Origin of the sequence: Niabella insulisoli, from assembly GCF_039652435.2 — a bacterium.
Lineage (GTDB): Bacteria > Bacteroidota > Bacteroidia > Chitinophagales > Chitinophagaceae > Niabella > Niabella insulamsoli.
This window is the reverse complement of sequence record NZ_CP190246.1, coordinates 1,897,049-1,916,326: the sequence shown is the minus strand read 5'-3', so window position 1 is coordinate 1,916,326 and position 19,278 is coordinate 1,897,049. Positions and strand designations below refer to the sequence as shown.

At 46.2% G+C, this 19,278-nt stretch carries 18 protein-coding genes; 12 read left to right on the top strand and 6 right to left on the bottom strand.

Annotation, left to right across the window (positions count from 1 at the left end):
- Nucleotides 1-4: 4 nt before the first annotated feature.
- Nucleotides 5-1,444 (bottom strand): Gfo/Idh/MocA family oxidoreductase, encoded by a 1,440-nt coding sequence (locus tag ABDK00_RS08160; RefSeq protein ID WP_346238542.1) that lies wholly within the window; start codon nucleotides 1,442-1,444, stop codon nucleotides 5-7.
- A 163-nt stretch (nucleotides 1,445-1,607) separates the two neighbouring features.
- On the bottom strand, nucleotides 1,608-2,240 hold the full coding sequence (locus tag ABDK00_RS08155) for a DUF4230 domain-containing protein (RefSeq protein WP_346238543.1): 633 nt from the start codon (nucleotides 2,238-2,240) through the stop codon (nucleotides 1,608-1,610).
- A gap of 130 nt (nucleotides 2,241-2,370) precedes the next feature.
- On the opposite strand from ABDK00_RS08155, the gene ABDK00_RS08150 reads away from it, so the two are divergent.
- From ABDK00_RS08150 to dnaG, 6 genes are all read left to right on the top strand, one after another.
- Entirely contained in the window at nucleotides 2,371-4,113 is a 1,743-nt protein-coding gene (locus ABDK00_RS08150) for a GMC family oxidoreductase (RefSeq protein WP_346238544.1), read from the top strand.
- An 84-nt stretch (nucleotides 4,114-4,197) separates the two neighbouring features.
- On the top strand, nucleotides 4,198-4,875 hold the full coding sequence (locus ABDK00_RS08145; RefSeq protein ID WP_346238545.1) for a gluconate 2-dehydrogenase subunit 3 family protein: 678 nt from the start codon (nucleotides 4,198-4,200) through the stop codon (nucleotides 4,873-4,875).
- A gap of 117 nt (nucleotides 4,876-4,992) precedes the next feature.
- Nucleotides 4,993-5,790 (top strand): DUF1080 domain-containing protein, encoded by a 798-nt coding sequence (locus ABDK00_RS08140; protein ID WP_346238546.1) that lies wholly within the window; start codon nucleotides 4,993-4,995, stop codon nucleotides 5,788-5,790.
- A 103-nt stretch (nucleotides 5,791-5,893) separates the two neighbouring features.
- Nucleotides 5,894-6,106 carry a DUF4160 domain-containing protein gene (locus ABDK00_RS08135; protein WP_346238547.1) on the top strand — a complete coding sequence of 71 codons (213 nt, stop codon included), beginning with the start codon at nucleotides 5,894-5,896 and terminating at the stop codon, nucleotides 6,104-6,106.
- A gap of 3 nt (nucleotides 6,107-6,109) precedes the next feature.
- Entirely contained in the window at nucleotides 6,110-6,529 is a 420-nt protein-coding gene (locus tag ABDK00_RS08130; protein WP_346238548.1) for a DUF2442 domain-containing protein, read from the top strand.
- Between the two features lie 267 nt (nucleotides 6,530-6,796).
- Nucleotides 6,797-8,821 (top strand): DNA primase, encoded by a 2,025-nt coding sequence (gene dnaG / locus ABDK00_RS08125; protein WP_346238549.1) that lies wholly within the window; start codon nucleotides 6,797-6,799, stop codon nucleotides 8,819-8,821.
- Nucleotide 8,822: 1 nt separating this feature from the next.
- Here dnaG and ABDK00_RS08120 read toward each other — a convergent pair whose 3' ends face one another.
- Together ABDK00_RS08120 and ABDK00_RS08115 are read right to left on the bottom strand one after the other, a co-directional pair.
- Nucleotides 8,823-9,143, bottom strand: a complete 321-nt coding sequence (locus ABDK00_RS08120; RefSeq protein WP_346238550.1) for a Dabb family protein — start codon at nucleotides 9,141-9,143, stop codon at nucleotides 8,823-8,825.
- Nucleotides 9,144-9,174: 31 nt separating this feature from the next.
- Nucleotides 9,175-11,283: an endonuclease MutS2 gene (locus ABDK00_RS08115; RefSeq protein WP_346238551.1), complete on the bottom strand. Its 2,109-nt coding sequence runs from the start codon at nucleotides 11,281-11,283 to the stop codon at nucleotides 9,175-9,177.
- 261 nt (nucleotides 11,284-11,544) lie between these two features.
- On the opposite strand from ABDK00_RS08115, the gene msrA reads away from it, so the two are divergent.
- From msrA to ABDK00_RS08085, 6 genes are all read left to right on the top strand, one after another.
- Complete coding sequence (gene msrA, locus ABDK00_RS08110) at nucleotides 11,545-12,090, top strand: peptide-methionine (S)-S-oxide reductase MsrA (RefSeq protein WP_346238552.1); 546 nt, start codon at nucleotides 11,545-11,547, stop codon at nucleotides 12,088-12,090.
- A gap of 178 nt (nucleotides 12,091-12,268) precedes the next feature.
- Nucleotides 12,269-13,318 carry an agmatinase family protein gene (locus tag ABDK00_RS08105; RefSeq protein WP_346238553.1) on the top strand — a complete coding sequence of 350 codons (1,050 nt, stop codon included), beginning with the start codon at nucleotides 12,269-12,271 and terminating at the stop codon, nucleotides 13,316-13,318.
- 30 nt (nucleotides 13,319-13,348) lie between these two features.
- The gene (locus tag ABDK00_RS08100) at nucleotides 13,349-13,900 is read left to right on the top strand and encodes a hypothetical protein (protein ID WP_346238554.1); all 552 of its coding nucleotides are present in this window, start codon (nucleotides 13,349-13,351) and stop codon (nucleotides 13,898-13,900) included.
- 40 nt (nucleotides 13,901-13,940) lie between these two features.
- Nucleotides 13,941-15,239: a radical SAM protein gene (locus ABDK00_RS08095; RefSeq protein ID WP_346238555.1), complete on the top strand. Its 1,299-nt coding sequence runs from the start codon at nucleotides 13,941-13,943 to the stop codon at nucleotides 15,237-15,239.
- Between the two features lie 76 nt (nucleotides 15,240-15,315).
- Nucleotides 15,316-15,780 (top strand): hypothetical protein, encoded by a 465-nt coding sequence (locus tag ABDK00_RS08090; protein ID WP_346238556.1) that lies wholly within the window; start codon nucleotides 15,316-15,318, stop codon nucleotides 15,778-15,780.
- Nucleotides 15,781-15,786: 6 nt separating this feature from the next.
- On the top strand, nucleotides 15,787-16,275 hold the full coding sequence (locus ABDK00_RS08085) for a CAP domain-containing protein (RefSeq protein WP_346238557.1): 489 nt from the start codon (nucleotides 15,787-15,789) through the stop codon (nucleotides 16,273-16,275).
- Nucleotides 16,276-16,300: 25 nt separating this feature from the next.
- On the opposite strand, the gene ABDK00_RS08080 is transcribed toward ABDK00_RS08085, so the two are convergent.
- Nucleotides 16,301-17,326, bottom strand: a complete 1,026-nt coding sequence (locus tag ABDK00_RS08080) for a dipeptide epimerase (RefSeq protein ID WP_346238558.1) — start codon at nucleotides 17,324-17,326, stop codon at nucleotides 16,301-16,303.
- Between the two features lie 78 nt (nucleotides 17,327-17,404).
- Nucleotides 17,405-19,270 (bottom strand): rhamnogalacturonan lyase, encoded by a 1,866-nt coding sequence (locus ABDK00_RS08075; protein WP_346238559.1) that lies wholly within the window; start codon nucleotides 19,268-19,270, stop codon nucleotides 17,405-17,407.
- Nucleotides 19,271-19,278 lie beyond the last annotated feature (8 nt).

Genomic DNA, 19,278 nt, shown 5'->3' with positions numbered 1-19,278 from the left:
CAAGTTATAAAGTCAACTCGCCCCAGCCTTCCCTGTATTCTCTCTTCACAAACTGGTTGGCTACATCGAAGTTGGTAATCTTCATATTTGCTGCATCCCACATTAATTTCTTGCGGCCGGTAAACGGATCTTTACCCCAACCTGAAACGCTCGGATCCATATACATCGCACTTCTGATCGCCAGGTTACCCATCAGGATACTTTCAGTAAACGGTCCGGCATACTCGAATGGAGAACTGGTTTCGCCTTTGCCGTATCCGGCGAGGCACGCGTTCACCCATTGTAAATAATGCCCTTCAGGAACCCGCTTCAACGTTGGTTTAGGAAGCGTTTTTTCTTTCATAAGTTTGGTAGGCAGTAAACGGGGTTTTGCTCCGTAACAATCCATCAGCAATTTACCCTTGGTTCCTACAAACAAACAACCTCCATCCCAGTTGCCCATGCTTTCATCAGGTAACAATTCTTCAGGACGCTGTGGCAAAAGCCCTCCGTCGTACCAGGAAACATTGATTTTTCCTTTTTTATCTGTTCTCGGATACACCAGGTGAATGATCGAAGACGTGGGGCAGCTAAAATTATTATTTGCCGGCTGATTCATGCCCGTCCATTGATTGGCGATGCTACACTCGGCTGATTCCGGATAAAGAATAGGTAAGATGCGGTAAATCGGGTCCATGATATGACAGGCCATATCCCCCAAAGCGCCCGTTCCATAAGGCCAGAAACCACGCCAGTTGAAAGGCACAAACGCGGGATTGTAATCATCCGCCTTTGCGGTTCCCTGCCATAAATTCCAGTCGAGCCCGTCAGGAATAGGATGATTGCCCGAAGGCTTAGGAACGCCCTGCGGCCAGATAGGGCGGTTGGTCCAGGCGTGCACTTCATAAACATCGCCGATCATGCCGGCCTCGCAAATCTCTTTTGATTCTCTTACGCCGTTGCCCGACGCGCCCTGGTTGCCCATTTGGGTCACTACTTTATATTTTTTTGCAGCCTGCGCCAGGATACGCGCTTCGTAAATATCGTGGGTCAAAGGCTTCTGCGTATATACGTGTTTGCCCAGCTGCATGGCTGCCAAAGTAGCCACGGCATGGGTATGATCCGGTGTACTAATGGTACACGCATCGATATTGTTTTTTTCTTTGGAAAGCATTTCCCTGAAGTCTTTATAATAAGTAGCTTTCGGGAATCGCTTGCGTGAATTGACAGCCTGGCGGTCGTCGACATCGCATAGCGCGACGATGTTCACATGCGGGCTTTTGGCCATTTCGGCGATATCGCTTTCGCCTTTACCACCTGCGCCGATGCCGGCGATATTCAGCTTATCGCTGGGGGCAATATACCCGCGGCCCAATACATGTCTGGGAACGATGGTTACCCCGGCTCCTACCAAAGCCGCGTTTCTGATAAAATTTCTACGCGAATTGAAAAGATTTTTTTTCATCAGTATACTTTTGTTTTTTAATTGTCCGATGCCGTTCCCATTTTTGAGATGAGTAGCAACTCAGCAACGGATTTCACTTTTGAGGGGGAAAAAAGAAGCTTTGTTTCAGATGGCATACAAGTTGATTAGATAAGATATTTCAATTTAAACATTCTTTGTGTCGTCATTGCCGGGGAGGCGTTATCACAGAACTTTTCAAATCATCCACAAAAGCCACATCCACTTCAAAGCCCAACGGTTTGTAGTAATCCCCGAGTATTTTAATAATTTTTTCTTTGGCCCGCTGGCGATAACCGGCATTCTCTTGCAATTGTCCTTTCGATTGTTCATAGAGCTTTTGCATTAACCGGTCATACTGCCTTTCATTATCCGATTCGAGCAGGCCTTTTCTCGCCACGGCGTTTGTTTGATCGAGCCTTAATTCATAACTCAGCAACTGCGGTTCCGGCAAAACAATATACACCTGCTTATTTTTTTCTTCTATCGTTACCTTTTGATCGCCCAGGTTCACGCCGAATTTCGCCACGTAAGGTACTGAAATGTTAAATGTCCTTTCTAAAAAAAATTTCTTAAAGCTATCGCTCAAACTTCCATCGTTAGATATATTGCTGCTTTTAATGGTTGCATTGCCTCTTGCCTCAAGCGTTGACAACTCCGCAATCTGGCGTATGATCACATCGTTCAATACTACATTATCCAGCGAGTCGGACGCATTTCTTTTTCCTAGAAAATAAGCAAGCACCGCAATAACAATAATCAATAAGAATACAAAAAATAAAGAAGCTCTGCTACGCATTGACTATTTATTGTTTACCAAAGTTTAAGAATTCAGAGCATTTTGCCAAAATTTTGCAAAATAGATTTTGCACATTTCACATCATATTTTGTATCATTGTATCTTTAACGCTCGAAAATAACATTGCTCAATGTCCGATTTACAAATTAAAAAGCAGCCAAAAAAATACGATGTAGTGATTGTGGGTTCGGGAGCTGGCGGTGGCATGGCGGCCTACGTGCTGGCCAATGCAGGCTTAAGCGTTTGCATGCTCGAAGCCGGTCCGATGTACAATCCGCAAAAAGAAATTTATCAGTTAAAAAATCCATGGGATTCTCCAAGGCGCGGACGCGCCACCAAATACAGGCCTTTCGGTGATCTCGACGCCTGTTATGGAGGTTGGGAGCTGGAAGGCGAGCCGTACACGCGCGCCGCCGGAACCGAGTGGGAATGGTTTCGCGCCAGGATGCTGGGCGGACGCACCAATCACTGGGGGCGGATTTCACTGCGTTTTGGGCCCAAAGATTTTAAGGGCTACAGCCACGATGGCATTGGCGCCGACTGGCCGATCACTTATGACGATATCAAACCCTATTATGATAAAGTGGACCGGCTGATAGGCATTTTCGGCAGCGTGGAAAATATTCCCAACGAGCCGGATGGCGTCTTCCTGCCGCCGCCCAAGCCGCGCCTGCATGAACTTTTTATTAAAAAGGGCGCTGAAAAATTGAACGTACCGGTTATTCCATCGCGGCTTTCTATTCTTACCAAAACCATCAATGAAGAAAGGGGCGCCTGCTTTTTCTGCGCGCAATGTGGCAGGAACTGTAGTATGGCAAAAGCAGATTTTTCTTCTTCAAATGTGTTGATTTACCCCGCGTTAAAAACGGGCAAGCTGGAAGTCATCGCCGATGCTATGGCGCGCGAAGTGCTTACTGACAGCGAAGGCAAAGCCACAGGCGTATCGTACGTCAATAAAGCTGATATGCTTGAATACCAGGTGGAAGGCCGCGTGGTGATCCTTGCAGCCAGCGCCTGCGAAACAGCAAGGCTACTGTTAAACTCAAAATCGCAGCGCCACCCGAATGGATTGGCGAACAGCAGTAATGTGGTGGGCAAATATCTGCAGGACAGCAACGGCACCGCAATGGGCGGCTATCTGCCTGATTTGTTTGGCCGCAAAAGATACAACGAAGATGGTGTGGGCGGCATGCACGTATATACGCCATGGTGGCTCGACAACAAAAAGCTTGATTTTCCACGCGGATACCATATTGAATATTGGGGCGGCTTTGGACAGCCCGCCTACGGCTTTGGCATGGGTATTCAATCCGTCAACGGTAAATATGCCGTGAACGGAAAGCAAAAAGAAGCCGGCGGGTATGGCGCTTCGCTGAAAGAAGACCAGCGCTTCTTCTATGGCGCCAACGTTGGGATGGCCGGCCGCGGGGAAGCGGTGGCGTTCGAACATAACTATTGTGAAATAGATCCGAACACGGTTGATAAGTATGGTATTCCTGTATTGCGGTTTAATGTGACGCAAAGCGATTACGAGATCAAGCAGGCGAAACACATGAAGGAGACCTTCAGGGAAATCATGCACAATATGGGCGCGGTTATTACCTGGGGCGATGATGGCACTCCCGAAAATAAGTACGGCCTCGATAAACCCGGCTATATCATTCACGAAGCCGGCACAGCGCGCATGGGCGACAGCGCCAAAACTTCGGCTTTGAATAAATGGAGCCAGGCGCATGATTGTAATAACCTGTTTTGCGTGGACGGCAGCCAGTTTACTTCCCAGGCGGATAAAAATATCACCTGGACCATCCTGGCGCTTAGCATGAGAGCGAGTGAATATATCATTGATGAAATGAAAAAGCAAAATTTGTAAACAGGTTCATGGATCATAGTTTCATAGACCATCGAATTGAAGTTTACTATGAACCATTAACAATGAACTATTAATTGTATCAATATGAAACGTAGAGAATCTCTAAAATATATTGCTGCGGGCGCACTGGCGTCTGCAACTTTAGCAACAGGCTGTAAGCCGGGAGAAAAAAAGGAAGCAACGGCGAAAGAAGCGAAGCCGGGCGTTCACCGCTACGAAGACGAGCAACAATATGAAGAAGCGGTTCAAAAATTACCTGCTTTTTTCAATGAACATGAAATGGCGACGATCACCATTTTGGGAGATATTATCATTCCTAAAGACGATATAAGCGGCAGCGCAAGCGATGCCAAAGTGCCTGAGTTTATTGAGTTCACAGTGAAAGATCAGCCTAAATTCCAGGTGCCCATGAGAGGCGGCCTTCGATGGCTGGATATGTATTGCCTGAAAAAGTTTGATAAAACATTCAAAGAATGCAGCGAGCAGCAGCGGATTGAGATCGTAGACCTTATCGCCTATCCTGAAAGAGCCAAAGGAAAAGCAGCGCTGGCGCAGGGCGTAGCGTTTTTCTCTATGATGCGTGATTTAACAGCCACCGGATTTTATACTTCTGAAATTGGCGTGAAAGACCTGGGCTACGCCGGTAACAAACCGAACCAATGGAACGGTGTTCCGGATGATGTGCTGAAGCAATATGGCCTTTCTTATTCGGCCCGCGACCTGGAAGTGTGCCTGAGTTTTGATACGCCGCCAACGGCATAATATATAACTGAAACCAGATAATTGATCCGGCTATCGACTCAGTTTCGATAGCCGTTTGTTTTTCCGGGCGGCGGCGTTTGAATGAAAAGCACTATTTTGCCGCAAACTTCACTTCGAATGCGTAAAATTTCTGTTTTCAGTTGGCTGGCCTTGCTTGCTTTTATAGCAGCCTGTTCGCCCCGGCCGGCAAAAAAGTCAAACACCGGCGGCGAATGGATTTCGCTGTTTAATGGTAAAGATATCAACGACTGGATCGTAAAAATCCATCATTATGAAACCGGTGATAACTACGCGCGCACCTTTCGCGTTGAAGACGGCATGATTAAAGTCCGCTACGACGGATATGATGTTTTCAACGAAAAATATGGACACCTCTATTACAAAACTCCGTTCTCGAAATACCATTTACAATTAGAATATCGCTTCACGGGCGAATGGCGCAAGGATGCACCCTCCTACACGATTTTGAACAGCGGCGTGATGTATCATTCGCAGGACCCGCGTACTATGCCTAAAGAACAGGACTGGCCTATATCGGTGGAGATGCAGTTTTTAGCCGGTTTGCCGGACGGCAACCCAAGGCCCACAGGCAATATGTGCTCCCCTGGCACAGAAATCGTTTTTCAGGGCACAAAATACAACGGCCATTGCCTCAACTCTTCCTCGAAAACTTATCCGCCCGGCGAATGGGTAAAAGCGGAGTTGATCGTGCTGGCTGACTCGCTGATTACGCATGTCATCAACGGCGACACGGTACTGCAATATTCAAAACCAAGTATTGGCGGCAGCGTGGCCAATCGCTTCGACCCCAAATACATAATTGACGGCAAAGCGCTTACCAGCGGTTTTATCGCGCTGCAAAGTGAAGGCCAGCCGATCGACTTCCGGAATATTCGCCTGAAAAACCTGGAATAGCAACTCTAATTTACTAAAGGAAACGTACTTTTTGGTTATAAATTTATTACCTTTGAGATAGTCTGTAATGCCACCCGTATTCATATTTTTTGGGTTGAGGTTCATGTTCTACAGTAATGATCACGAACCTATTCATATACATGTCATCAAGGAAAAGGGGCGCCACAAAACGTATGCTAAATTTCAAGTGGTGCCCCATGTAGAACTACTTGAAAATTATGGCCTGAAGGCAAAAGAGCTCAGACTTGCAAAACAGGTAATTATCGAAAATGTGTCTGTTATTGTTGGACAATGGAATTTCTTTTTTAATAAATAAGTTATGCCAAAAATTGAAGTAATTAAAGTTTGGACTGACGACAAAGCCATCTATATAAAGACTAAAAACGGAAGCGTGTACTTTGAGTTGTTTGATGCATACCCAAAGCTGAAGTTTGCGTCGCCAAAAGAACGCAACGATTTTGAAACCGACAATTTAGGCATTCGCTGGGAGGAAATTGATGAGGACCTGAGTTTTGAAGGCTTCGTTAAAACGGCCAAAAGAAAAGAAACGACGCTACAGAAAGCCCTGAAAGATATTCCTGAAATTAACATCTCCGCCTTTTCCCGAAGAGTTGGCGTTCCGCAGCCTTTAATGGCCAATTATATAAACGGTAATAAAAAACTCACAGCCCTAAGAAAAAAGAAATTTGAGAAAGCACTTCATGATATTGGTAAACAATTATCAAAAGTAAAACTTTAAGAAAGTCGGAATAAGTATACGCCCGCTTGAAATCACCTGTCTTGTAAAAGACTCCGCAAAAAAGAGCGGCCTATCAATGCATTTTTTCAAAAAGACTTTATTCATTCATCGCGGATGGAAAAATTAAATGCCGTTATGAAATGCGCAGCAAGGCAATTTTTCTTATGATAAATATATTAGCCCTTTCCTCTAGTTTATATTTTCATCTTAATCTATGAATGATCGTTACAACTCTTGTTACCCGTTAAATTTCTTAATTTAGCCGACTTGATTTCTCAAAATACCATACAGGAAATTCTTTCCCGCATCGATATTATTGATGTGATCGGCGAATTTGTTAAGCTCAAAAAAAGAGGCGCCAACTACCTGGGCAACTGCCCCTTTCACAATGAGAAAACGCCTTCTTTTACCGTTTCTCCATCGAAAGAAATTTATAAATGCTTCGGATGCGGCAAAAGCGGCAACACGATCAGCTTTGTGATGGAGCACGAAAAATATAACTATGTAGAGGCGCTGAAATGGCTGGCCAACAAGTATGGTGTTGAAGTGGAAGAAACCTTTGTAAGCCAGGAACAAAAAGAACAATTTCAAACTGCGGACAGCCTTTTTATTATCAACAGTTTTGCTGAAAAGTTTTTTATCGACCAGCTTTTTCATACCGACGAAGGCCGTGATATCGGTTTGAGCTATTTTAAAGAAAGAGGGTTTCGCGAAGGAATCATTGAGAAATTCCGGTTGGGCTACGCGCCGGAAGGCCGCACGGTTTTTACCGATGAGGCGCTCACCCGGCAATACAATAAAGAACTGCTTCTCAAAACAGGGCTGATTGCCGAACGCGGCGGGCAATTGCAGGACAATTACCGCGGGCGGGTGATTTTTCCCATTCATAATAACAGCGGCAAAGTGATCGGCTTTGGCGCACGCATCCTGAAGACCAACGAAAAAGCGCCGAAATATATCAATACACCCGAGAACGAACTCTACGTTAAAAGTAAAATTCTTTACGGCTCTTATTTTGCGCGAACGGCGATCGACAAAGCTGACGAATGCCTTTTGGTAGAAGGATACACGGATGTTGTTTCGTTGCACCAGGCAGGCATCGAAAATGTCGTTGCTTCGGGCGGCACCTCGCTGACGGTCGATCAGCTGCGCCTCGTAAAAAAATACACCAATAATCTCACAATTATTTATGACGGCGATAGCGCCGGTGTTAAAGCCGCCGTGCGCGGGCTTGATCTGGCGCTGGAAGAAGGCCTCAACGTAAAACTCGTACTCATCCCGGATGGGGAAGACCCGGACAGCTATGTGAACAAAGTGGGCGCTTCAGCTTTTACGTCCTTCGTTCAAACGAATAAAAAAGACTTTATTCTTTTTCAGTTGGAATTGTCGCTCAAAGACATCGGCGCGGACCCGGTAAAAAAATCCGAACTCGTCAACAAGATTGCCGAGTCTATATCGAGGGTTAATAAGGTTGAAGATTTTACCAAGCAACAGGATTATATCAAGCAATCTTCCCACCTGTTGGGCATTGATGAAGCCGGCCTGAATGCGCTGGTCAATAAATATATCAGAGATCGTCTTACCGTTCAGGAAAGAAAACTGTCAGCGGCCACGCCTGATAAGGAAACGGCGGCAAAGGGCGAAGCCGGAAATTTTGATGATACAACATTTGATATGTTGTTTAAAGACCAGTTGCAGGAACGCGAACTGGCGCGCATTTTACTGGAATACGGCCACCGCTCCTGGGAAGGCCAAACACTCATCGCTGATTATATTTTTAATGAAATTGATGAACTGGATATCGAAGACAAAGAAGTATCGGTTCTGGTACACGCAGTTAAGGAGCTTTTAAAAAGCCGTCCTGAACTTTTCAACGACAAATATTTTATTTATCACGAAGACAAAGCTTTAAGCACCTTTGTGATTTCCCTGCTTAACCATCCTTATGAAGAAAGTAAAAAATGGGTCGATAAAGCGGGGCAGAACATGGGCTACCAGACCTCCCTGTTTCAACAGGGCTACGACGCATTTGTAAGAACCGTTGCCGACGGAAATGAAGAAGAGTTGAATCAATATAAATTAATCTCAGAAGATAAAACCAAAGATATTATCATCTCTGCGATCCGCTACCTGAAGTTGAAAAAGATCAAGCGCATGTTGCTGCAAAACCAGCAGGATATGGAGCTGGATAAGAAATTTGAAAAATTTGCAGAGCTTCATTTTATTCATCGCTCTCTCAAAGACATGGAGCGCGAAATTGCAGAACAGCTCGGCACGGTGATTCTTAAGTAGCCTATTCAGCCTCCACCGCCATATCGTACACCACAACCCGCTCCCACAAATGGCTATACTTCGCTACAAACTCCTGATGTACCGGATGGGTTTGATAAGCATCCTGATCGGCCACGCTTTCGAAATACATTAATTCGGAAACATGAAAACTGTTGTCTACAACTTCCCTTTCAACCGTAGAAGCAGGCTGCCCGATCAGTAATTTTTTCACCTGCGGAATCGCTGCCAGTGTTTGCAATCCGGAAATGAGCAAACTGCGGTTTTCCGCCCCCGGGTTTTTGAGCCAAAAGAAGACGTGATGAATGATGGTGTGTTGTTGCATGTTTGACTTATTTCAAATTTTTAAATAGCATTTATTTGGAAGGCACAGCAGCTTCCTTCACTACGACCAAATCGTTGAGCTCCACTTGCATCGGCAATAGACCTATTTTCACCACAGCCCTTTTCGATTTTATTTCCAGCACTTCGCCTACCTGGTGATTTCGTTTCATCTTTACCTTATCGCCTATTTTGATTTCGCCCCCGACTTCACGATATTTACTTTCGATCTTTTTTTGCATTTTGCTGGCCTTTTTCCCTTCGGGCCGGTTAAAAAGCAATGCAGCCATCTGCTTGATGAGTTTTGGCTTGTCCTCCTCCTTCTTCCATTCCATTGTAATTTGCTTGAGCTTACGTTCCATATCTTTCAAGTAAGCGATCCGCTGCTCGCTGATCTTATTCTGCTCGCGCAAAACAGCCACTTGTTGCTGATGGCGTTCTTTATCCATCACCTGCTGCATTTCTTTTTGAAGCCTTTCATTTTCCCTGATCAGCTGCGCCAGCTCTTTGTCTTTTTTGGCGATATCCCGCAGATCCTGCTCAGTCCTGTTCAGTAGTTTATCGAGTTTGTATTGATCGTCCTCCACCAGAGCGCGGGCTTTGTCAATCAGCCTTTTTTCAAGCCCAATGCGTTCGGCAATTGAAAAAGTATAGGAGCTGCCCGGTTTACCCACGATCAACTGGTACTGCGGCTGCAGTTTCTGCTCGTCAAATGCCATGGCGCCATTGACGATTCCCGAAGTCTTCCCGGCCATTATCTTTAAATTTAGATAATGGGTAGTAACCACTCCAAATGAATGCTTTCTGATTAATTCTAAAAGAATCACTTCGGCAAAAGCGCCGCCCAGGTTCGGATCACTTCCGCTGCCCAGTTCGTCAATAAAGAAAAGGGTTTTACCATTCGCATGCTCCATGAAGTGCTTCATGTGAATCAGGTGGCTGCTATAGGTACTGAGCTCAAATTCGAGGCTTTGCGTATCGCCAATATGAATCATGAGCTGCTTGAAAATTCCAAACTCGCTCGAAGGGTGCACCGGGACCAGCAGGCCACTTTGCAACATCATCTGTAGCAGGCCGATGGTTTTCATGGTGACAGTTTTACCACCAGCATTGGGGCCGCTGATAACCAGGATCCGCCGGCTTTCATCCAATTGTATCGAAACGGGAATCGTTTCCTTGCCCGCCTTCTTATTATATAAATACAAAAGCGGATGATAGGCCTGAACCAGCTGCACAAATGCTTTATCATGAACCACCGGGTATTCGCCGTTGATTTGGATGGCAAAACGGGCTTTGGCCCGCGCAAAGTCGTATTCTCCCAAAACAGCATGATAAATATGAAGCAGATCGGCATGGGCCGAAAGCCGGGCGGTCAGTTGCCGCAGGATCCGATACACTTCTTTGCGTTCCTGGTTTTCCAGATCAGCGATTTCGTTATTGAGCGGCATAGTTTCCTCGGGCTCGATAAAGGTCGTTTTGCGACTGTCGCTTTCGCCATGCAACACGCCTTTTACTGCGCGCTTAAACTCTGCGAAAATGGCCACCACTCTCCTGCCGTTCATGAAGCTTTCTTCAATTTCCGCCAGATACCCCTGTTTATTTAACTTGGAAATAATGCGATCAAAAACACGCCGCAGCTCGGTTCTTTTGCGATAAAGGTTGAGGCGGATATCTTTGAATGCGTCGGAAGCCGCATCTTTCACAGCGCCCTGATCGTCGATTACCTCATCGATCAACGCTACAATTTCCTTTTCATAATAGGTATGTTGGACCAGCTCCAACAAGCCGGGATAAGCCACTTTTCTTTCTTCATTGAACCAACGAAAGATCTTCTCGATGCTCTCGGATAGCTTCCTAATCTGGATCAACTCCTCACCTTGTAACACCGCGCCGGCAATCGACAGCAATTTCAACTCCTTTGCAAGATTTAAAACATAATCATTCGGAAAATAAATGCCCGCCGAAATCAGCTGTTTAAACTCATGAGTTTGGCGCAGATCTGTTTCGACAAATTTTTTATGGGTATGGATGCGCAGCTCCCTCGCTTTTTCCTGTGCAAAATGGCTCTGACAATGATTAACGAGGAGTTCCTTTATCTTATCAAATTCTAACTGGACAGCCGCGGATTCGGGGTATAGTTTCATGCTTAATATTCCTTCGGAAGCCTGCAAAAATACGGTTAAAATTGCGGATACAAGCAAGCCGCAACGCCAAAGCCTTTTGGTAACCATCGCCCGTTACAACTTTTCACAAAAACAGTTGTTAGTTGTTACATGAATAGCATGTCAAAGTTTTTAATCCCCATTTTTTTAATAACCCTGCCCAGCTTTTTTGCCTGTGCTCAAAAGAAAAATTCTAAATTAGACTCGGTTACCTTTGCCGTGGCAGATCCTAAAAATTCAAATATGGAAAATAAAAAAGATACAGCAACCTTTGCGAACGGCTGTTTTTGGTGCACCGAAGCCATTTTTCAGGAGGTGGATGGTGTTGAAAAAGTGACAAGCGGATACACCGATGGTAACACAAAAAATCCTACTTACGAACAGGTGTCGTCAGGAACCACAGGTTTTGCCGAAGCCTTACAAATCGTTTATGACCCCTCGAAAGTTTCATTTGATGAACTGTTGGAAATTTTTTGGAAAACCCATGACCCCACAACGCTCAACCGCCAGGGTAACGATGTGGGCACACAATACCGCAGTGGCATTTATTATCACGATGATCATCAAAAGGAAAAAGCAGTATACTACAAAAATGCTTTAGATAAAAGCGGCGCTTTCAACAGCCCGATCGTGACTGAAATCAAACCCTTCAGCGCATTTTATGCAGCCGAAGATTATCATCAGAGTTATTTCAATAATAACGAGAATAAAAATCCGTATTGCAAGATCGTTATCCGTCCCAAAGTGGATAAATTCCGGGCTGCATTCAAGGACAAATTAAAGAAATAGAAAACAGGCGCGCTTTTTGTGGCTTTTTTATCACGGAGCAAGAAGGACAATAAAGAGACTCACAGCCGATTGGTTGTGGGTCTTTTTTTGTGGCCGTAAGAAGGATCTCTGGCAACGATTTTGTTCCTATGTTTAAAAAACGGCGTATCTTGCGGCCCCTTAAAAAATTTTTTAAGCGATGTTAGATCTGAAAAATTTCGATCAAAACGCGGTCAGTAACCCAGAAAACAATGTTTTTGGATTGCCAAGCACCGAGGAGAATTCCGACCTTATTGTAATTAGTGTGCCTTGGGAGGTGACCGTTAGCTACGGCTCGGGAACCGCCAAAGCCCCGGAGGCAATATGCAAGGCGAGTTTCCAGGTAGATCTCTACGATCCGCTTTTCCCTGAAGCATGGAAAAGAGGCTTCTACCTTACCCCTGTCGATAAACAATTACAACTGAAGAGCGCCTACCTGCGGCGCGAAGCCGAATTATATATCGATTATATATCGCGGGGCGAAGAACTAGCCGCCAATCAATTCATGTGCAAAACCATTAAGGAGGTCAACGAAGGCGGCGACTACCTGAACAATTGGGTGTATCAACAGGCCAAAGATTATCTTGCTAAAGATAAACTCGTCGGCGTTTTGGGCGGAGATCACAGTACGCCCCTGGGACTTTACAAAGCGCTTGCTGAAAAACATGAGGAATACGGCATTTTGCAAATCGACGCTCACTGCGACCTTAAAAAAGCTTACGAAGGGTTTACTTATTCTCATGCCAGTGTGATGTATAATGCGCTGAATGAGATTCCGCAGATCAAAAATATTGTTCAGGTGGGTGTGCGCGATATGAGTCAGGATGAATGGGAATACATCCAGCAAAACCCGGAAAAGGTGATTCCCTATTTCGACCAGGACATCAAAGAGCGCCAGTTTAGCGGACAGATGTTCCGTATCATCGTGCAGGAAATCGTAAGAAAACTTCCCCAAAAAGTTCATATCAGTTTTGATATTGACGGGCTGGATCCGAAACTTTGCCCCAACACCGGCACGCCGGTGCCCGGCGGTTTCGAACTGGATCGAATTTTTTATCTCTTCCATGAGGTATTAAAAAGCGGCCGGCAAATCATCGGTTTTGATCTGGTAGAAGTGGGTGTGGGAGATACAGAATGGAACGCCAACGTTGGCGCAAGATCCCTCTTTAAATTATGTAATGTCTTGATGTCCAGCAATAAAAAAGCATAACCTTTATATTTATTTCAATAAAAAAGCATATTGAGCGGTTACGTATTCTATATTCCTAATAATAAAATTAATATATACTTCACTTTCGCATTAATAATCAATTTTTTAAATGCTTGTGGAGTTTCATTTTTACTACCGGCCTCCGGCGGTATCCATTGGTTTTATGTAACCGGGGCGCTACTAGTGCTGACGGGTTTATTCACTCTATTGCCGCGCAGGCGGCGGCTGGCTTTAGCGGGAAGCCTGATGCTGGTTTTTGGCATTTTCTGGATGAGCCGCGGTTTTACTGAAGCTTTCTTCGCCGATTTCATCCTGTGGGTTTTATATCGTATTTCCAGCCGCAGCCTTTTTGTTTCGGTAGATGCGGATGAGATTGTTTACCCTTCTTTTCCGCAAAAAAAAATCGCCTGGCGCGATCTCGACCATATTGTTTTGAAAGATGATATCCTTACCATGGATCTAAAAAACAATAAAATTTATCAGCATGTTGTTGAATATGCAGATAATCCGGTCAATGAAAAAGAATTTAACGATTTTTGTACCCGGCAGCTTTCGCTAAAATCTGAGCCCCGCGCTGAGTAAAAGAAAAGGGGCATTTTGCAACTCGGTTAAAACTATCTAAATGGCATTGAATCAATCTCCGTACGTTTTATATTCCGACGGGAAGGGAAATATTTTTGAAGACACTTCGCTTTATGTAACCGGCCGCTCCGGCTGGGATGCGATGCAGATCGACAGTGCGGAATGGATGGAACTGCCGGATGGCGGCTCGCTTTATGAATTGCCCGGCCGTCGTGGCATTGGCATCGATGTGGCAACGGGCGAAATGCGGCTCTGTGAAAAAGGATGGGCGGTGGCCGCTTTTATTCCACCGGCACATACCGGCTTTTATATTGCCGCTTTTGAAACAGCTCCGGATGCACCCACCCTGCCGCTGTTTTGTTACACCGCCGTAGGTTGGTTTGATGATAAGTTTTTTGTTCCTGCCATGCGGATTGAGCAGGATATCCGCCAGGAATGCCGCGGTTTTAATACCGACAAAGTAGAAACCGGCGTAGCGCAGCTTATTGAAGCATACCCCCACAACCGGCTGGTAAAACACCTCGCCGAAAACTGTGCGCTCACCTATCATTGCCCGGCTGCGCGCAATTATTTTATGGGCAGATGGGAATGCCCGGTTCCTGCCTCGCCCGCCTGCAATGCAAATTGTGTGGGCTGCATTTCCCTGCAACCAGATGAAGAAACCATCGTATCCACGCAGGATCGCTTAAAGTTTAAACCTTCAGTTGAGGAAATTGTAGAATTTACCGTCCCGCACCTGGAAACGGCGCCCTTTCCGCTGATCAGCTTCGGCCAGGGATGTGAAGGCGAACCGCTTTTGATGTGGGAAACCATTGAGAAGGCCATTATTGAGATTAGAAAGCATACGGACAAGGGAAGCATCAATATCAATACCAATGGGTCGAAGCCCGACGCGGTAAAACGCCTTTGCGAAGCAGGATTGAATTCTATTCGCGTCAGCACCAATAGCGCCCGGCCCGAAATTTACATGCCTTATTACCGGCCCAACAACTATGTGTTTGAAGATATTGTGGAGAGCCTGAAAATCGTGGATCAATTTGGCGGGTGGACATCCATCAATTATTTTGTTTTTCCGGGAATGACGGATAGTATTGCTGAATACGAAGCGCTGAGAAAGTTAATCCGCGATACTAATTTAAAAATGATTCAGTGGCGCAACTTCAATATCGACCCTGACTGGTATTTGGGAAAGATTGGCGTGGCTGATACAGGCGAATGTATGGGTGTTCATCAGTTATTGGAAGAAATCAGGGCAGAGTTTCCTGATTTGAAGTATGGTTATTTCAATCCTCCGATGGAGCGCATCAAAGGAAATTACGAGGCTGATTTTGCACATTAATACAAAAGCGCCAGCCCCTCCACCCGTTAAATCCGGTTTTATTTTTGCAGGAATATACTTGTTATAAAGTATTTGCATGAAAAATCTGCTCGTGCCGGTCTTGTTGTTTTTCGGAATGCTATGCGGCTGGAACTGTCAACAGAGAGCGGCATCATTTTCCGAAGATGAATTGAAGATCAGCGTCTCCACTATTTGCGGCTGGTGTGCCGGCGGCGACTCGCTATTGATTACCGCCAGTTCCACCGTATACCGGCACACTTTTGGCTGTAACGAAAAAACGGAAACCATCCGCGCTAAAACCGAAAAGGCCGATTGGGATGCGCTGATAGCAAGCCTCGACCGCGATGCTTTCGAAAAAATTGATCTTAATATCTGCAACGTGTGCGCCGACGGCTGCGATATCAGGGCTACCGTTAGAGAAAAAAAATTTGCACATACTATATCCTATGGCAATATCGATAATGAAGCGGTAGCTGAAGTGCGGCCTTTTTTAAAAGTTCTTGAATCCATGCTGGGTCAGTTCCGAGCTCAAAATCAATAAACCTTTATGAAAGCTTTAATCCCATTTTTGTTAGTGTGGGCGTCAATTTTCCTTTCCGGATGCGCGCCAGGCCAGGCCACTCAACAAAAAAACCAGTCTGCCCGGCCCGAAGACCTTTTACAGGCCGTCAACAAAATAAGGAGCAAGGGCTGCAACTGCGGCGGCCGCTATATGCCGCCCGTCAAGCCCTTGAAATGGAATAACAAACTGGAGGCCGCGGCAGCATCGCATAGCGCTTACATGAACAGCAGGAAAAAACTCAGCCACACGGGCAGCGGCAATTCGGACCCGGGAAGACGTATCAGTAAAACAGGCTATAAATGGTCTTTTTATGCAGAAAATATTGCGATGGGGCAGCGCACCGTTGCCGAAGTGATGCATAGCTGGATCAGCAGCGCCGGGCATTGCCGCAATATTATGAACAAAAGCGCCACGGAAATGGGCGCCGCCAAAGCTGGCGCTTATTGGACCCAGGTTTTTGCTGCCCCCTTGTAAGAGACCAGCCTCATCGCCGAATGTGTTATGCTGGAGAAAGCCCGGTGTATTGAATGCCCAGGCCCGGTGTATTACTATATTCGATTTTGCCAAAATCATAAGCGATGCCCGTGGCAACATCCTGCTCCAGCAGTAGCGGCCCATCCATATCGATATAATCCACTAAGGGCGCCAGTTGCGCGATAGCGCCGGATCCGACCGTGCTTTCGTTCATGGAGCCGATCATTACTTTTAACTGTCGCTTGTGGGCGTCCTGTATCATGCGCAGCGCCGGTGTAATACCACTGCATTTGGTAAGTTTGATGTTGACTCCATGAAAATGATGTACACATTTTTCAATATCCTTTTCAAAAACACAGCTTTCATCTGCCATAAGCGGCAGGCTCGATTTTTCGAATAAAACCTTCATCCCCTCCCAATTGTCTTTTGCGAGCGGCTGTTCTACCAGTTCTACGCCCAGCGCGTCCAGTTGCGGAATCAATTGCAAGGCTGAATCCAGATCCCAACCGGCATTCGCATCTACCCTAATTACTGCGTCCGTTTCCGCACGAAGGGCTTTTATGATAGCAATATCATCTGCCGTACCCACTTTAACTTTATAGACGGGCCATGCTTTTTCTTTAAGTTTGGCAACCATCTTTTCAACGGAATCAATACCGATCGTGTAATCGGTAACCGGGCTGTTAGCTATATTTCCTTTCCATAATTGATAAAGCGGTTTACCGCACATTTTTCCGAACAGATCCCAAGCAGCCATATCCAGAGCACAAACCAGGAAGGGATTTTTGGGCAGCAGATGATGCAGAAAATGCCAGTAGCGTTCGGGCTCCGTAAATGCAAACCGTTCGATCATTGCCTTTTTAGCTTCCAGGTCTGCGATCATATCGGCGACGGTAATATTATAATAGCTAATGGCAGGCGCTTCGCCATAACCCTTTAAACCGAAATGCTCAAGTTCAACAATCAGAGTAGGCTGATGGGTTTTTGTTCCTTTAGAAATCGTAAACGGATGTTTAAACTTTAGTTCGAATGGATAATAGTTGACTTTCACGCTGCGCTTTTTTTACAAAGAAATGTAATTTCTACTGAAGCGCTGGCTGCTCTTAAAATTAATGTTTTGATGTCCGGTTTATTTCCGAATGATGCGGATATTGGGTTTCGGCGGCTGGGGCATGCCTGCTCCTACAAAAAAGCTCGTATGCGGGGGTTGGTTATACCCCACATTTTGCCAGGCAATACTTAGCCGGTACTGTGGATCATGCATAAAAGTATAAAAGCGATGATTTGTTGGCAGCGCCGTGGAAAAAATACGAAGCCCTTTATTATCGGCTGTGCGGTAAATGACTTCCTCGCGCCAGTCGCCCCAGATATCTGCAGCCAAAACGGGATTGGCCTTGGTGCCGTTATTACTGCGACAATCGTATTGCGCAGCGCTGAATACGCGAACGGGTTTCGATTCCTGATAATCCCATTTATCGATATTGGTGCCATTTAAAATCTCACTTAAAACATCGCCATCCCAGTAAATACCCATATTGCAGGCGGGCGTTCGGTCGGCGATTTTGTTGCCTTTGCAGTCAAACATACCGCTGATGCCGGCGCCGGCTACCCAACATTCAAAACCCGGATACCGGGGGTCAACATCAAGTGCAAGTCCGCGGCCCGGGCCCTCACCATCGTCACCGGCTTTCACCGAGGCTTTTTTCCAGTAAATTTTTCCCGTAGCTGCATTGCGAAAGCTCGCCCCCGCATCATCGAACCGTTCCTGGATACCGAACACTTCCAGCCCCGGCATCGACGGATCCAAATCTGAAACATGCTGGGCATCTCCGTGGCCTAAACCCGTCGAATAGAGCCCGCGGCCATCATCGTCGATACACATAGCGCCAAATACGATTTCATCCCTGCCGTCAGCGTCCACGTCAGCAATCGTGAGGTTATGGTTTCCCTGGCCGGCATAGGCTTCATTACCGGCAACATCAGTGTCGAAAACCCAGCGTTTTTGCAGTTTGCCTTTCTGAAAATCCCAGGCGGTGATGACAGTTTTTGTGTAATAACCCCGCGACATGATAAGGCTGGGATGTTCGCCATCAAGATGAGCGACGGCCGCCAGAAAGCGGTCCATCCGGTTGCCATAGCCATCGCCCCAAATTTTCTTTAACTCCGCAAAAGTTGGATTCCGGGAAGGCGCACGGGCAGGAATAAAACCTGTCGTATGAAGGACTTCGCCCGTAAGGCCGCTGAACACGGACAGGTATTCGGGACCCGCAAGTATATAACCTTTACTGTCGCGCCAATCTCTGTTGGCATCTCCGATTACTTTCCCTTTCCCATCTATCGAGCCATCGGCAGTTTTCATCGCCACTTCAGCGCATCCGTCGCCGTCAAGATCATACACCATGAACTGCGTATAATGAGCGCCCTCGCGTATATTAATGCCAAGATTGATGGTCCACAACAAAACGCCTGAAAGTTTATACGCCTGGATCAAAGGCGGATCAGTGAAGCCTGCATGGCTGTTATCATGGGCTTTTCCGGCAACGTGTACGACGATTTCATACTCGCCATCGCCATCCAGATCGCCTACCGAGCCATCGTTGGCCGCGTAACCGGGCGGAATTTGTAAGGGTATGGAATGATAGGGTTTATCCGTTCCTTCCCAATGGAATGAATCGAGCGGCGCCGATTCTTTCTGCCGGCTGACGGAGGTAAGGTAATAGATGCCTTTGGCCTCAACGCTGCCGAGGCTGTCCATCCACGAAGTCGCTGTTTTGATGGGCGTGCGGTTGAGTTTTTTACGGACATTAGCAACAGACCGGTAAATATTAAAACCCAGGTCTTCCGTATCTGTCGCCACAAGCCGCCAGCTGACAAAAATTTTGCCGTTGGTGGCGGGCACGGCTACCAATCCCCTGTCGAGATATTCCATTTGACGCTGTGCATTCACAACGAAACTAATCAATAGCAAAAAGCCCGGTAGTAAAATTCGGTTCACAGCAAAAT